Source organism: Planotetraspora kaengkrachanensis (assembly GCF_016862895.1).
GTDB lineage: Bacteria > Actinomycetota > Actinomycetes > Streptosporangiales > Streptosporangiaceae > Planotetraspora > Planotetraspora kaengkrachanensis.
This window is the reverse complement of the sequence record NZ_BONV01000030.1, coordinates 14,817-30,000: the sequence shown is the minus strand read 5'-3', so window position 1 is coordinate 30,000 and position 15,184 is coordinate 14,817. Positions and strand designations below refer to the sequence as shown.

The window sequence follows — 15,184 nt, the reverse complement described above, 5'->3', positions numbered from 1 at the left end:
TGATGGACCACGCATCCGCCTGCCGGTCGACGCCTGCCCGCGTGCCTCCCGCGCTCTCGGTGGTCGTGCCCGTCCTGGGTGAGGAGGAGCATCTCGAGGACTGCCTCGACTCGCTCAGGGGCCAGGCCCTCGCGAGGATCGAGATCGTGCTCGCCGGTCAGGCGGCGGGAGCCGTACGAGACCGGTGGTCGTGCGTCGTCGTGCCGGAGGGCCGCGACGCCGCCGCGGCGAGGAACGCGGGAGCCGAGCGGGCCACGGGGACCTATCTCGCCTTCGCCGGCGCCGGTTCCGTGGTGCCCGTCGGCGCCTACCGGGCGCTGGTGGACAGCCTCGAGGCCACCGGGTCGGATCTGGCCTGTGGAAGGTCCGCTCCGCTGACCACGGGACGCACGCAGGACGAACGCGCCCGGCTTCCCGCCGGGGAGACCGGCGGTCCGGACGTCCTCCGCACGCACGTCACGAGGCTTCCCCGGCTGATCCATGACCGGTCGGTGGAGGACAAGGTCTTCCGCCGCACGTTCTGGGACGAACACCGGTTCCGGTTCCCCGGCGGCGTGCCCTCGGACTTCCCCGTCGCCGTTCCCGCGCACGTGCTCTCCCGGTCGACGGACGTGCTCGGCGACGTCGTACGGCTGTGCCGTCCCATTGCGGAGGAGCCAGGCGACCCCGAACGGCGGCTGGCGGCCATGCTGGAGGTCTCCGCCCTGCTGGAGCGGCACGACCCCCGGCTGAGGGCGCACTGGGACGGCGAGGTGGAGGAGGCGGTCGCCGAGGTCCTCGACTCCGCCGCCGTCCGGAGGGACCTCGGCGGGCTCTGGGCTCTCGCACCGGCCCTCGCGACACTGCACCCGACGGCGGCCGACGGGTCGACCGCGCTCAGGCGGCTCATGTTCTTCCTGCTCCTCCGGGGGATGGCGAAGGAGCTGTCGGAGGTCCAGCGCTTCGCCGCGGAGCAGGTGATGGACCGCGGCGTCGTCCGGCGCGGCCTGTTACGGCCCCGCTGGTTCCACGACTACCCCTTCCTGTACGACGACAGGATCCCCGACGAGGTCTTCTCCGCCGAGCACGACCTCGAACTCCGCGCGCGTGTCGACGACGTGCGAAGCGGCGGCGACGGCGTGGTGCGGATCGAGGGCCATGCGTACATCGCCCATCTCGGCAGCCGGCGCGGCCGCCTGGAGCTCTGGCTCCGGCGCGGCGACGAGCGGATCGAACTGCCCGTCACGCGGATTCCACGGCCGGATGTGACCGCGGACTCCCGGCAGTCCGCCGTGAGTCATGACATGTCAGGCTTCGCGACCGAGGTCGTGGCGCACGACCTGCCGTCCGGCCGCTGGACGCTCCACGTCCGCGTCTCGGCCCGGGGGGTGACCCGGTCCGGCCGCGCCGCGGGCGCCCGGAGCGCGGGCGAACGGACGTTCCGCGACGGCGGCGTTCGCGTCACTCTCACCCGCGAGGACGGGCTGGTCCTCAGGGCCGCCGGCCGTCCGGCCCCGGAGCCGTACCCGGGAGACCAGGTGACCGCCGCCGAATGGACCGGCGGCCACGAACTGGTGCTGTCCGGGACGGGGGACGGCGACGGGGACCGGATCACGGCGGCGTGCGGGGCGGAACGCCACGAATGGCCGCTGCGCCGTGACGGCGACCGCTGGTCGGCCGTGATCGGCAGGACGGCAGGGGGACTGCCCCTGCACAGCGGGACGTGGCGGGTGTCGGCAGGCGGCAGGCGGCTGCGGCTGAGCCCCGGCCTGGTGGCGGAGCTGCCCGGCCCGTACACGACCCCGATCCACGAGATCTCCTTCCGCACGAACCTGGCCGGGGAGCTCAGCCTGGCGGTCAGGCCAGCGCTGGGTCCGGACGAGCGCGGCCGTCGAGCGACGCTGCGGCGGCGGGGGCGCGGCCTGTTCCACGGCGGATTCGCGGGCGGCCTGCTCCGCGGCGGCGGACGGCTCGGGGACGCCGCGCTGTTCGACAGTTACGGAGGCGGCCAGTACTCCTGCAACCCGAGGGCGATCTCCGAGGAACTCGCGCGCAGGCGCCCGGGCACGGAGCTGATCTGGGTCACGCGGGACGGTCAGTTCGCGCCGCCGCCGGGCGTACGCACGGTCCTGTACGGCTCACGCGAACACGAGCACGCCCTGCGGACCAGCCGTTTCGTCGTCGCGAACCGGAGGACCCAGCCCAGCTGGTACCGCAAGCGGCCGGATCAGCTGTTCGTGCAGACCTGGCACGGCACCCCGCTCAAACGCCTGGGCCGCGACATCGGCGCCATGCCGTACGCGCAGCGGGACCTGGACGGCGACCTGGAGCGCTATGCCGCGATGTGGGACGTGCTGATCTCGCCCAACCCGTTCTCCACGCCCATCCTGCGCAGCGCCTTCGGCTTCCCCGGCGAGGTGCTGAACTCGGGCTATCCCCGCAACGACGTGCTGTTCCGTCAGGATCACGGCTCGCGGGTGCGCCGCCTCCTCGGCGTCCCCGAGGACAAGACGATCGTCCTCTACGCGCCCACGTGGCGGGACGGCGAGCCGGGCGCCCCGGGGGATCTCCGCCTGCGGCTCGACGCCGGCCGGGCCGTGGACGCCCTGGGCGACGACCACGTGCTGCTGGTGCGGGCGCACTACCTCGTGGCCGATCGCATGTCCGTCCCGCCCGGCGCCATCGATGTCTCGAGATTTCCGGATATGGCCGACCTGTTGGCCGCCGCTGACGTGCTCGTCTCGGACTACTCGTCGGCTCTGTTCGACTTCGCCTGCACGGGCCGGCCGATGGTGTTCTTCGCCTACGACCTCGAGCGGTACCGCGACGAGATGCGCGGTTTCTACTTCGACTTCGAGGCCGACGCCCCGGGGCCGATCGTCCGCACGTCCGACGAGGTCATAGCAGCCCTGAAATATGGCGACCCATCGTCCTACAAGGTCAGATATGACGACTTCCGATTCGCCTTCTGCCCGTGGGACGACGGCCGAGCGTCCGAACGCGTCGTGTCCAGGATGCTGACATGAGCTTCGCCGTCCCCCGCATGGCGCGTCTGTCCGTCCCCCGTCCGGCCGCCTGTGTCGCCGTGCCGGCCGCTTTCGCGCTCGTCGCCGGGTTGTGGGATCTGGGCGGCCCGCCGGTCTGGCGGGACGAGGCCGCGACGGTCAGCGCGGTGAGCAGGACGCCTTCCCAGCTCGCGCACCTGCTGAGCGGCGTCGACGCGGTGCACGGCGTCTACTACGCGTTCATGCACGTCGTCGTGGTGATGTTCGGGACCGGTGAGGTGGCGCTTCGCCTGCCGTCCGTCCTGGCCGGGGCGCTCGCCGCCGCGGGCGTCGGCGCGCTCGGGCGGGCACTCGGCGACCGGCGAGCCGGCCTGTACGGCGGAGTCCTGATGGCCATGACACCGGTCTTCTCCCGGTACGTCCAGGAGGCCAGGCCGTATCCGATGACGATGGCGGCGACGATCGGCGTGACGCTGCTGCTCCTGCGCGCCGTCCGGGAGCCGTCGCGACGGGCGTTCGGCCTGTACGGCACGGCCCTCGCGGCCCTGGCCTTCCTGAACCTGTTCGCGTTCCTGGTGGTGGCGGCGCACGGCGTCTACGTCGCCTGGTCGCGGCGACCCTTCGGGTGGTGGGCCGCCGCCGCGATCCCGGCGACCGCCGTGGTGGCACCGTTCGCCTGGTTCGCGTCCGGGCAGAGCGAGCAGATCGGCTGGATCACCGCGCCCGACGCAAAAGACGCCGGCATGCTCGCCGTCCAGCTCTTCGGGGACCTGGGCGCGCTGACTCCCGCGTGGGCGGGGGTCGCGCCACTGATGTGGGGTCTCGCGATCTTCGGGCTCGTCCGCGCGGTCCGGCCGGCGAGGCGGGCCAGGCACGGCCGGCCGGCCCGGGCGCCGCTCACCGAGCTGACCAGGCTGGCGCTGCCCTGGCTGCTGATTCCGCCGCTCGTGCTGCTCGCCGTCTCGTGGGCGGGGCACCACGTCTACGTCTTCCGGTACGTCGCGTCCAGCGTGCCGGCCTCCGCGCTCCTCGCCGGGGCAGGGCTGGCCGCGCTTCCCAGGAAGGCCGCAGTCGCCCTCCTGTGCGTGGCGTTCGGGTCGTCGATTCCCGGTCAGATCGCGACGCGCGGGGCCGACGGCAGGCAGGACGATCCCGGACCCGTCGCGGCGGTGCTCGCGTCCTCGGCGCGGCCGGGGGACGGCGTGGTGTTCGTCCCCGGCAAGGTCAGGAAGTACGAGCTCGTGTACCCGGGTGCCTTCGCGCACCTGTACGACGTGGCGCTGTCCAGGTCGCCCGCGCGTGACGGCAGCTTCGCCGGACGCCACGTCGGGCGCCGGGCGCTGGCCGGCCGCCTGGCCGGCGTCGCCACCGTGTGGGTGGTCGGCCACACCGGGAAGACCCGCAACTGGCAACTCGACGTCCTGGACGACTCCTACGTCCCGGCGGACCGGTGGACCTCACGGGGCCTTTTCGTCGTCCGCTACGAACGGCGGTCAGGCGCACCCGCCACGGCTCCCGTGCGGGCTCAGGGGAGCTCGAACGGCGTCGGCGTCGGGTAGTAGGCCTTGAGGAACCGGCCGAGCAGCGCGTCCTGCTCGGCCGTCGTCGGCGCGGTGTCGTTGAGACAGAAGGCGTCGTGCCAGCGCCTGGCCAGCATGCGGCGCAGCTTGGCCGGCGTCTTGCGCAGCGACAGGTCCACGTAGGTGTACTCCACGTTGCCCGGCACGGCCCTGCCGTTCAGATAGCTGTAGTAGTGCGCCAGCGACGACACTGCCGAGATGTCGGACGTGCGCCTGAACCTGCTGCGCGACGTGGCCTCGAACTCGTCATTGAACCGCTCCTCCAGTTCGTACAGGACGGAGCGGCGCAGGGCGTAGGGCGCGTGCTTCAGCTTCTGCGTGAGCGTTCGCCCTGAGAGGTCCTCCAGCATGCGCCGGTTGTTCATGCCGGCCGCGTGGACCGGCGACTCCTCGGACTCGGGAGCGCCGAACGGCACGTGCGCCAGGCTGGGGAAGAACCGGGTGATTCCGTTCGCCTCGAAGAACGTCCGCGGTGAGAGCGGCTTGCCCAGGAAGAAGTCGTCGTTCAGGTAGATGAAGTGCTCGGCCAGCCCGTCGATGTGATGCAGCTGGGTCTCGATCGCGTGCGAGTTGAAGACCGGCAGCACCGAGGGATCGTTGAAGATCTCCTTGTGATCCACCACGCGAACCATGGGGTGCGTCGTGTCGAGCCACGGTGGCGTCTGGCCGGCGGTCACGATCCACACGCGGTTGATCCACGGCGCGTACGTCAGCAATGAGCGCAGGGAGTACCGCAGCTCCTCTCTGCTGGTGAACCTGGCCTCGGTCGTGGCCATCTCGCTGAGCGCGCCCGCCGGCCCGCCCCCCTCAGCGAGGGCCTGGTCGCGACGGGCGCGCCATGCGGGATCGGCGCCGTCGACCCAGGTGTAGACCGCGTCGATCGGGAAGTCGATGTCGCCGACCAGGCGCCGGGTGAACTCCGGCCGCGTCCGGTAAGTGCGCACTCCCTGGCCCGCGGACACGAGCGTGTTGAACAGTTCCTCGCCCCCCTGGACCGCCTTGGCCTTGGCCGGCACGCTCGCGCACGCGGGATTGGGCCGTGGCGCGATGAGCATGCCTTTCTGCTTGGCCCAGAACTCCAGGTCACAGCCGTGTTCGGGGCCGATCGTCAAGGTTCGCGACGGGCTGGTGAAGTACAGCCCCACCCGCACGGCCCAGGCGTCGTGCAGCTGCGCGGCCACCCGCTTCAGCGGGCGCATCCGGCCGATCTCGTCGGGCGCCCGGCCCCTTGCCCGCTTGCCGTACGGCAGTCGCGCGGCGAGCAGCGGCTTGCCGATCGAGGCCAACGTGGTGAGCGCCCGCTCGCGGTCGCGCTGTGCGACGGCGACGACGGGCGGGTGGCCCGGCATGGGACGAACGCAGAAATAGGACACTTTGGCGGCGGACAGCCGCCTGCAGACGATGTCCAGGGTCTCCCGTTGCGCTTGAAGCGGGCTCGCGTCCTCACGGATCAGAGCCGACCGCGGCGTGGTCTCCCCGGATGGCAGCCGCCCCTGCAGCTGCCGGTACAAGGTGATAACCGGCATGATCTCCCCCCCGGACACGGACTGTAACGGATAGCCGACGGCGTTGGCCGAGGGTTTACCCAGGTAGGGATGACGGTCAAGAACTGGCAACGAGATGCCCTGCCTGTTGTCGAAGTGCGGGTGGTCCGCTACTCCGTGTAGTCATTCTTACCTGCATGGGGCGCTACACGCTGGACGACATACTCGCAACTCGCAAGTCGAGGGACGCTTGGTGGACCGTGTTCATGGTCGACCCGATCGCCTGCCGGCTCGCGCTGCTCGTCGCGAACCACACCTCCCTCACGCCTAACGCGCTCACGGGGTTTTCGATGCTCTTGGGCTTCGGCTCCGTGGCCGCGTTCGGCGTGGGGGAGCTGGCTCTCGGAGCGGCGCTGTTCTACCTGAGCTTCATGGTCGACTGCATGGACGGGAAGATCGCCCGTCTGAAGGGGACCGGGACGCCGTTCGGTCTCTGGCTCGACTTCGTCGGCGACCGGATCAGGTTCGCCTGCTGCGCCTTCGGGCTCGGCGTCGGCGAGTACGCGCGCACGGGGGACCACGGGTTCCTCATCGCGGGCGTGGGCGTCGTCCTCCTGGACTTCTTCCGCTACATCAACGGGCCGCAGCTCAAGAAGGTCAAGGAAGCCACCCGCTCGCTGGCCAAGGCGAGAGCTCAGACGCAGGTGGTCTTCGTCGAGGACGTGCTCAAGGCACGGCCGGAGACGGACGCGCTCACAGTGGCGCGAGAGGCCGAGGAGAACCGTGCGGACGGCAAGGCGGTGGTCGACCTGCAGAAGGAGTTCCACGCTCGGTTCCCCTGGTACGACCGTTTCCGACTCACTCTCATCAAGTACCGCGTACGCACACATTTCTTCAGCGGGATCGAGTTCGAGGCCGCGGTGTTCGTCGTCGCCCCACTGCTCGGCTCATGGGCGTTCGTGCCGACGTCGATCGGCGCGGGCGCGCTGCTGCTGGCGTTCGAGATCAGCCTCATCTACCGCGTGTGGCTGGCTTCGCGCCAGATTCCCAAGAGCGCGCCGAAGAAGGAACAGATCCTTGTCTGATCGGCGAATCTCCATACCGCGGGCCGGAACCCCACACCCGGCACGCGAGCGGCGGGCCGCCTCCACGGGGGCGGCGGCCGGCCATCACGCCTTTTAACTCACAACGGGGGATTGATCTCATGCAGTCCGACAGGCCGGTATTCGTGGTCGGTTGCCCGCGCTCGGGCACCACGATGCTGCAGCTCATGCTGCACTCCCACCAGCGCATAGCCGTTCCACCGGAGACGCGCTTCGTAGGAACCGCGTACTTCTCACGCAGGATGTACGGCGACATGCGGCTGGCCGACCACCGCCGCAAGCTCGCGAAGTGGATCGCCAACGGGCGCAACACCAAGTTCCGGGAGCTCGGCCTCGACACGGCCGACTTCGTCCAGGCCGCCATGCTCGGCCCCGGCAGCCTCGGCTCGGTCATCGGGATGGTCTTCAAGTCGTACGCCGAGCGGTTCGGCAAGCCACGCTGGGGCGACAAGCGGCCCAGCTACTACCGGCACGTCGAGATCCTCACGCGCCTGTTCCCCGACGCCCAGTTCGTGCACATCGTCAGGGACGGCCGCGACTGCGTCGCCTCCCTGAAGGAGATGCCCTGGTACAAGCCGGACAGCATCGGCGCGATGGCCAACTGGGCGGAGGCGATCGACTTCGGCCGCCGTCACGCACGCAAGCTGCCGGCCGACACCTTCTACCAGCTCCGCTACGAGGACCTGACGGCAGACCCCGAGGCCGAGCTCAAGAAGCTGTGCACGTTCATCGGGGAGGACTACGACCCGGCGATGTGCGAGCCCCACCACATGGCCGAGGTGGCCGTGCCCTCGCACAAGGTGTGGCACAGCAACACCCACCAGGAGGTGACCACCGCCCGCACGGGCAGTTGGGCGTCCCGGCTCGAGCCGTGGGAGATCGCTCTCGCCGAGGACGTCCTCGGCGAGCGGCTGGCTCACCACGGGTACGAGCTCAGCAGCGCGCCCAAGGCCGAGCGCCAGCACGTGGCCGCGTACAAGGACGCCGCGTCCAAGCGCAGGTCGGCGCGGCTGCGCAAGTACAACCGCGACCGCTTCAGCCGGCTCCGCGAGCCCGGCCCCATCGCGGCGCTGCTGACCGACGGCCAGCGCAGGCTGGCCGGGCTGCCCCAGCAGCGGACCCGCGAACTCGTCGCCCGCTGACGCATCCCGCGCGGGAGCCGATCCGGCCCACGACAACACACCGCGTTCCACAGCGGCGGGCCGGTCTCCCGGAAGCGATCCCTGGCTTCCCGGAGCCTCCCGCGCGGCGACGCCCGGATGCCGCCTCTCGAATGGGGCGGCATCGGGCACCCTCGCCTCACCTGCGAAGCAGGCGGCGCACCAGATAGGCCAGCACGGCGACGGCGGCCAACGCGCCCAGCGCGGGCGCGAGCCGCCGCACCAGCGGAGCGCCGGCGACCTCGAGGAGGTCGAGCGCCTCCTCCTCGGCGGACCGGTAGGCCCGCGAGACGCCCTCAGGCTGGGTGTCGATGCTGCCCGCGGCCTCAGGCCACGGCGGGACCACCCGAAGATCCGGATGTGATCCGCCGTTCGCGCCCTGTCCCGCCGGTGCCCGTGTTCCGCCGGCCGGCGCGGCGACTCCCGCCGAGGCTCCAGCTCTCGGACCGGCCGCCCCGGAGGTGACGGGCTCGGGGGACTCCACCCGGTCCTCTTCCTCCCCGGCCTCTTCGAGGAGCGCGGCGAGGTTGGCGGCGAAGCGGTCGATGAGCCGGGCGCCGACGTCGGCCATCACGCCCCGCCCGAACTGCGCGGGCCTCCCTGTGATGTTGAACGACGTGTCCACGTGCACCCGGGTGCGGTCGGCCTCGGGGACGAGCCGGGCGGTGACCTCGGCGCTCGCGGTGCCCGCCCCGCGGGCCTCCTTGCCCGACGCCTTCAGCGTGACCGTCCTCGCGTCCTTGTCGACGTCCTCGAAGGCCGCCTCTCCCCGGTAGGTGACGGTGATCGGCCCGACCTTCACCCGCATGCGACCTGTGAAGGCGCCGCCCTCGACGGTTTCCAGAGCCGCTCCCGGCAGGCACGGGGCGATCCGTTCGACGTCGACGAGCACCGCCCAGGCCTGCTCGACCGGCACCGGAACCGTGAACTCGTGCTCGAAGCGCATCGCCATGGCTCGACTCCGTTCTGAAATTGCCCGCGACCCGGCAGCCGACGTGAGGTCGCGCGCGAACCCCCATTTGTGACACTACGACTCGCGAAACCGGATCCGCCACCTCGCGGGAGCCGTACCCCGCGGTTCCGCCGTCCGCGACCTGAGATCACCAGGCCGCGGACGGCGGGCCGTCCTCCTACGGCTCGTTCTCCGCACGCCGCCCGATCACGTCGCCGGGGAGCGGTGGGCCGACGCGGACAGCAGCGCCCGATGCGTCAGCACCCGGGCGAGGTGCATCCGGTAGTCGGGCTGGGCGTGCAGGTCGGCCGGCGGGTCTGTGCCCTCCGCGGCCTGCTCGGCCGCCCGGCGGAGGCCGCCGTTCTGCCCGGCCTCGACGCCCCGGGCCGCCTCTTCGACGGCTGTGGCGCGCACCGGGGTGGACCCCATGTTGGTCAGGCCGACGCGCACCTCCTCGACGGTCCCGTTCGACTGCCTGACGGCCGCCGCGACGCCGACCGTGGCCCAGGCCTGCGCCGTACGGTGGAACTTCTCGTAGTGGAAGCCCCACCCCGGGCCGAGCTTCGGCACCCGGACCCCGGTGAGGATCTCCCCGGGTGCGAGGGCCGACTCGAGGTAGTCGAGGAAGAAGCCGGCCGCCGGGATCGCCCGCTCGCCGGCGGGCGACCGGACCTCCAGGACCATGTCCAGCGCCAGCGCGACGGCGGGCAGGTCTCCGGCCGGGTCGGCGTGCGCCAGCGAACCGCCGAACGTGCCGCGGTGCCGTACGGCCGGGTCGGCGACGGTCGCCGTCGCCAGGGCGACGAGGGGGCAGTGCTCCCTGACGATCGGGGAGCGGACGACCTCGTCGTGGGTGGTGGTGGCACCGATGAGGACGTGGTCGCCCCGATCGGAGACGCCCCGCAACCCGGCGACGCGGCCCACGTCGACGAGGGCGGTGGGATACGCCAGCCGCAGGCGCAGCAGGGGCAGCAGCGAGTGGCCTCCGGCCAGGACCTTGGCCTCCTCGCCCGCGCCCGCGAGCACGTCCACGGCCTCCTCGATGGTCGAGGGCCTGAAGTAGTCGAACGACGCGGGGATCATGCGGGCTCCCCTCCTTCTGTCCGCAGGGTTCGCCAAACCCGTTCCGGCGTGCACGGCATCCGCACGTCGTGGACGCCGTGCGGGCGCAGCGCGTCGACGATCGCGTTGACCACCGCCGGCGTCGACGCGATCGTGCCCGCCTCGCCGACGCCCTTGACGCCCAGCGGGTTCGAGGTCGCGGGGGTCTCCGTGCGGTCGGTGGTGAAGTTCGGCAGGTCCGCCGCCGACGGCAGCAGATAGTCGGCCATCGTCGTGGTGAGCAGGTTGCCGTCGGAGTCGTAGACCGCCTCCTCGAACAACGCCTGCGCGATGCCCTGGGCGATGCCGCCGTGGACCTGTCCCTCGACGATGAGGGGGTTGACCACGTTGCCGACGTCGTCGACTGCCACGTACGACCGGATCGCCGTCGCCCCCGTCTCGGTGTCGACCTCGACGGCGCACAGGTGCGTCCCGTGCGGGAAGGAGAAGTTCTCCGGGTCGAAGGTGGCGCTCGCGTCGAGCCTCGGCTCGAAGCCGTCCGGCAGGTTGTGCGCCGCGAACGTCGCGAGTGCGATCTCCTGGATGGTCTGCGACGTCCCGGTGCCGCGGACCCGGAACCGGCCCTCGGAGAACTCGACGTCGTCAGGCGACGCCTCCATCAGGTGCGCGGCGACCTGACGCGCCTTCTCCTTGACCTTGTCGCAGGCACGGACGACCGCGATCCCGCCCACGGCAAGCGAGCGTGAGCCGTAGGTGTCCATGCCCTTGTGCGACGTCGCCGTGTCGCCGTGCAGGACCGCCACGTCCTCGAACGGCACGCCCAGCGAGTCGGCGACGATCTGGCTCCACGCGGTCTCGTGGCCCTGCCCGTGCGGGCTGGTCCCCGTGACCACCTCGACCTTGCCGGTCGGGAGCACCCGGACGTCGGCGTGCTCCCAGCCGCCCGCGCCGTAGGAGAGGCTGCCCAGGACGCGGCTGGGCGCCAGGCCGCACATCTCGGTGTAGGTGGAGATCCCGATGCCGAGCTGGACGGGGTCCTGACGCTCCCGCCGGTCCGACTGCTCGGCCCGCAACTTGTCGTAGCCGAACAGGGCGAGCGCACGGTCGGTCGCCGCCTCGTAGTTGCCCGAGTCGTAGGTCAGGCCGCAGATCGTGGTGTACGGGAACTCGGAGTGCTGGATCCAGTTCCGCCGTCTGATCTCCATCGGGTCGACGCCGATCTCGGCCGCCAACTCGTCCATGACGCGCTCGATCGCGTACGTGGCCTCGGGCCTGCCCGCGCCCCGGTAGGCGTCGGTGGGCATCTTGTTGGTGAAGACGCCGGTGCACGTGAAGTCGTAGGCGTCCATCTTGTAGATGCCGTTGAACATGAACGCGCCGAGGAGCGGGACGCCCGGCGTGACCAGCATCAGGTAGGCGCCCATGTCGGCGAGCAGCTTCACCTGCACGCCCCTGATCCGGCCGTTCGCGTCGGCGGCGAGGCGGATCCGCTGGAGCTGGTCGCGTCCGTGGTGGACGGTCAGGTTCCCCTCGGACCGCGACTCCGTCCACTTGACCGGCTTGCCGAGGCGGCGGGTGATCAGGAGACTGAGCACCTCCTCCGCTGTGACCTGCAGCTTGGAACCGAAGCCGCCGCCCACGTCCGGCGCGATCACGCGTAACTTGTGCTCGGGGATCCCCGTTGTCAGCGCGAGCATGACCCGCAGGACGTGGGGGATCTGCGTCGAGGAGTGCAGGGTGTAGTGGTCGCCGTCGGTCTGGGCCACGACCGCGCGCGGCTCCATCGCCGACGGGATGAGGCGTTGCTGGACGTAGGTCCTCTCGATGACGACGGGCGCCTCGTGGAAGGCCGCATCGATGTCGCCCCCGGCGAAATTCCAGGTGAAGGACTCGTTGCCCGCCTCGTGGACCTTCGGGCTTCCTTCCGCCAGCGCCTCGGTCATGTCGAGGACCGGTTCCAGCGGTTCGTAGTCGATCTCGATGGCCTCGAGCGCGTCCGCCGCCGCGTACCGGTCGACGGCGACCACGCAGGCCACCGCCTCTCCGACGTACCGGACCGTGGTCACGGCCATCGGCGGGTGCTCGGGGATGACGGTGTCCGGCGTGACGGGCCACGCGCACGGCAGGCTGCCCTGCTCCCCGGCGAAGTCCTGGCCGCTGAAGACGGCGACGACCCCGCGGCGGGTGCGGGCCGCTGAGGTGTCCACCCGGGTGATCCTGGCGTGCGCCATCGGGCTGCGCAGGAACGCCACGTGGAGCATGCCGGGCAGCTGGATGTTGTCCGTCCACTGGGTGCGCCCCGTCACCAGGCGCGCGTCCTCCTTGCGCCTGCGCGCCCGGCCCACCTCGGAGCCGCCGGCGGGGGCGTCGAGGACGTCGTGCTCCTTGATCTGCTGGGCGACCACGCCCGTGTCGAGCTGCTCGGTCATGGCGTCGTCACCCGCATCTCCTGAGCGGCGCGCCGGACGGCGCGGACGATGTTGCAGTAGCCCGTGCACCGGCACAGGTTGCCCTCCAGCCCCTGACGCACGGCCTCCTCCGACGGGTCGGGATCGTCCTTCAGCAGGTCGATGGAGGCCAGGATCATGCCGGGAGTGCAGTAACCGCACTGGAGGGCGTGCTCTTCGTGGAAGGCCTTCTGCACGGGGTGCCACTCCCCGTCGCTGGAAACGCCCTCGATGGTGGTGACGTCGCAGCCGTCCGCCTGGACGGCGAGCACGGAGCAGCTCTTCACGCTCGTGCCGTCCAGGAGCACCGTGCAGGCGCCGCAGTTGGTGGTGTCGCAACCGATCGGGGTCCCCGTCTTCCCCAAGCGATCTCGCAGGTAGTGGACGAGGAGCAGTCGCGGCTCCACATCGTCCTCGTAGGCGATTCCGTCGACCTCGACGGAGATTCGGGCCATAACAGCCTCCCGAACAGAGCAGTGAGACCGGATACGTGTGAACGTACGCTCCCGTCCTGTTCGGTCAACCCCCCGTGTTCCCGGAACTACGAAATGTCGGGGGTCATCGCCGAATCGCCTTGGCGATGATCGCGACGAAGGCCGCGAAGCCCAGGCCTCCGACCACCACCGGAGCCATGATGACGGCGTCGGCCCCGGGCACGGCCATGTACGTGACGCCGATGCCGATGAAGAGCAGGCCGCACAGCAGGGCCATAAAGTCGGTCCTGTGGACCCGCCGGAGACGTGGCGGCTCCGCGGTGGGGGCCGGCTCCGCGTCAGGCCGCACGGCGCACCTCCACGTCCCCGATGCCCGCCTTGACGTGCAACTCGATCGTCGGCGCGTCGCCGGTGCCCGTGACCTCCGGCTCGAGGACGCGGTCGAACTGCACGTCGGCGCCGTCCTCGACCTTGTGGTCGATCTTCACCTCGCCCAGCCGGGTGTATCCGTACACCTGGACCCTTGCGGTCGAGGGGACGATCACGGTGATCTGCCCGACCGCCACCGACGCGTTGAACCTGACCCGTGCTCCCGGGGTGAGGGGGACATCGCTCAGATCGAGCCTGCCCTCACCCATCCCGAGCGTGTAGTCCTCACTCGCCTGGGTGACCGTCACCGGATGCCAGACGAAGCTGCCCACCTTCTTCGGAATTCCGTTCACCGTTGACCCCGCGACCAGGACGAGTGACACGAACATGCCGAGGACGACGAGCCCCGCGCCCCGGCCGAACCACGTCGCGACGAGCAGGCCCGCCCCGATCGTGACGAGAACCGCCCCGCCGACCATCGGCAGGCTGACCGAGCCGGTGCCCGACTGCTGTACGGCAGCCACGACCCCTCCAACAATGAGAGCCAGGCAGACGGTGAGCCCGCCGACGAAAGATCTGGGACGTTTCGGCTTGGCCGGCCGCGGTGGCGGCGGCGGCGCTGCCGGGGGCGGTCCCTCGGGCCGGTACGGCTCGCGCACCGTGTAGGGACCGTGAGGTGCGAAGGGCTCACCGGAGGCGTAGCCGTACGTGCCGGCGCGCGCCTCCCTGGCGAGATCGGACAGCCGCCGGTAGCCGCTCTCCGTGGGCGGAGCTGCGCCGAACGGCCGCGTGGCAGGGCCGGCGGGGTTCGCGGGCCATGCGGAGGCCGCGGCCTCCCCCTGGACGCCGGCATCCGCCGCGCCCTGCCCCGCCTCCTGCCCCGCGTCCTGCCCGGGCGTGGTGCTCTGCTCGGGTGCGGTGTCCTGCGGGGAAGCGGTGTCCTGACCGGTGGCCGCGCCTCCGGCGGGCCCGGCGGGTGCGCCGCCGAACGGCGTGTGGGGAGCCGAGGGGCGCCGGCCGGTGAACCCCGCCCCCGGGGAGGCGGAGCCGAACGGGTTCTCCGCGGGGTTGCGGGTCATGCCGCGCCGTCCGATCGCCCGGTCCGGCACGGACTTCGCCATCGTCAGCAGGTCGACGCCGCGGGCGTGGGCGGCGAGCAGCACGATCGCCAGCAACGTGCCCACCACGATCGTGCCCCGGTTGATCCCGCCGGACGCCACGTTGATGATCAGTCCGAACGCGAAGACGGCCGCCATGAGGGCCAGCACGGTCTCGGCGTCGAACAGGCGGTGGGTCCAGCGCTCCAGGTAACCGGGCCCCCCGTGGGCGTCCCGCATGAGCAGGAACGCGGCCACGTACAACATGGCCCCGATGCCGGAGGCGAGGAGGAGCACGGCGAAGCCCACCCGGAACAGGACCGGATCCATCCCCGTGTACCTGCCGAGCCCCGCGCACACGCCGGTGAACATGCGGCCGGACTCGCTCCGGCACAGCGGGCGATCAGGCTCGGGGCCCGCGGCGGGCTCTTCAGGGGTGGGTGGCGCCTCGGTCATATGTCCATCCTGGCTTCGCGCTGCGTCCGCGCACCATCGGGGGAACCCCTGACTCG

Annotated in this window: 11 protein-coding genes; 4 read left to right on the top strand and 7 right to left on the bottom strand. The window is 71.3% G+C overall.

The window, feature by feature from the left end; all coding sequences use genetic code 11:
• Nucleotides 1–2 precede the first annotated feature (2 nt).
• Together Pka01_RS27120 and Pka01_RS27115 are read left to right on the top strand one after the other, a co-directional pair.
• Nucleotides 3–3,005, top strand: a complete 3,003-nt coding sequence (locus Pka01_RS27120) for a bifunctional glycosyltransferase/CDP-glycerol:glycerophosphate glycerophosphotransferase (protein ID WP_203885728.1) — start codon at nucleotides 3–5, stop codon at nucleotides 3,003–3,005.
• Nucleotides 3,002–4,543 (top strand): glycosyltransferase family 39 protein, encoded by a 1,542-nt coding sequence (locus Pka01_RS27115; protein ID WP_203885727.1) that lies wholly within the window; start codon nucleotides 3,002–3,004, stop codon nucleotides 4,541–4,543. Before Pka01_RS27120 ends, Pka01_RS27115 begins: the two co-directional genes overlap by 4 nt.
• Here the strand turns inward: Pka01_RS27115 and Pka01_RS27110 are convergent.
• Nucleotides 4,510–6,090, bottom strand: a complete 1,581-nt coding sequence (locus tag Pka01_RS27110; RefSeq protein WP_203885726.1) for a stealth family protein — start codon at nucleotides 6,088–6,090, stop codon at nucleotides 4,510–4,512. The two genes, Pka01_RS27115 and Pka01_RS27110, sit on opposite strands and share 34 nt — an antisense overlap.
• A gap of 155 nt (nucleotides 6,091–6,245) precedes the next feature.
• Here Pka01_RS27110 and Pka01_RS27105 point away from each other — a divergent pair, with 155 nt between their 5' ends.
• Together Pka01_RS27105 and Pka01_RS27100 are read left to right on the top strand one after the other, a co-directional pair.
• On the top strand, nucleotides 6,246–7,133 hold the full coding sequence (locus Pka01_RS27105; RefSeq protein WP_203885725.1) for a CDP-alcohol phosphatidyltransferase family protein: 888 nt from the start codon (nucleotides 6,246–6,248) through the stop codon (nucleotides 7,131–7,133).
• 119 nt (nucleotides 7,134–7,252) lie between these two features.
• Nucleotides 7,253–8,293 (top strand): sulfotransferase family protein, encoded by a 1,041-nt coding sequence (locus Pka01_RS27100; protein WP_203885724.1) that lies wholly within the window; start codon nucleotides 7,253–7,255, stop codon nucleotides 8,291–8,293.
• Nucleotides 8,294–8,450: 157 nt separating this feature from the next.
• Here the strand turns inward: Pka01_RS27100 and Pka01_RS27095 are convergent, their stop codons facing one another.
• The 6 genes from Pka01_RS27095 to Pka01_RS27070 all read right to left on the bottom strand — a co-directional run bounded on the left by Pka01_RS27095 (nucleotide 8,451) and on the right by Pka01_RS27070 (nucleotide 15,128).
• Nucleotides 8,451–9,263 carry an SRPBCC family protein gene (locus Pka01_RS27095; RefSeq protein WP_203885723.1) on the bottom strand — a complete coding sequence of 271 codons (813 nt, stop codon included), beginning with the start codon at nucleotides 9,261–9,263 and terminating at the stop codon, nucleotides 8,451–8,453.
• 207 nt (nucleotides 9,264–9,470) lie between these two features.
• On the bottom strand, nucleotides 9,471–10,346 hold the full coding sequence (locus Pka01_RS27090) for an FAD binding domain-containing protein (RefSeq protein ID WP_203885722.1): 876 nt from the start codon (nucleotides 10,344–10,346) through the stop codon (nucleotides 9,471–9,473).
• Nucleotides 10,343–12,754 (bottom strand): xanthine dehydrogenase family protein molybdopterin-binding subunit, encoded by a 2,412-nt coding sequence (locus tag Pka01_RS27085; RefSeq protein WP_203885721.1) that lies wholly within the window; start codon nucleotides 12,752–12,754, stop codon nucleotides 10,343–10,345. The genes Pka01_RS27090 and Pka01_RS27085 overlap by 4 nt, the downstream gene beginning before the upstream one ends.
• On the bottom strand, nucleotides 12,751–13,227 hold the full coding sequence (locus tag Pka01_RS27080; protein ID WP_203885720.1) for a (2Fe-2S)-binding protein: 477 nt from the start codon (nucleotides 13,225–13,227) through the stop codon (nucleotides 12,751–12,753). Before Pka01_RS27080 ends, Pka01_RS27085 begins: the two co-directional genes overlap by 4 nt.
• 103 nt (nucleotides 13,228–13,330) lie before the next feature.
• The gene (locus Pka01_RS27075) at nucleotides 13,331–13,483 is read right to left on the bottom strand and encodes a hypothetical protein (protein ID WP_239115359.1); all 153 of its coding nucleotides are present in this window, start codon (nucleotides 13,481–13,483) and stop codon (nucleotides 13,331–13,333) included.
• 61 nt (nucleotides 13,484–13,544) lie between these two features.
• A complete protein-coding gene (locus Pka01_RS27070) occupies nucleotides 13,545–15,128 on the bottom strand; it encodes a PspC domain-containing protein (protein WP_203885718.1) in 1,584 nt (527 codons plus the stop codon).
• Between the last annotated feature and the right edge of the window lie 56 nt (nucleotides 15,129–15,184).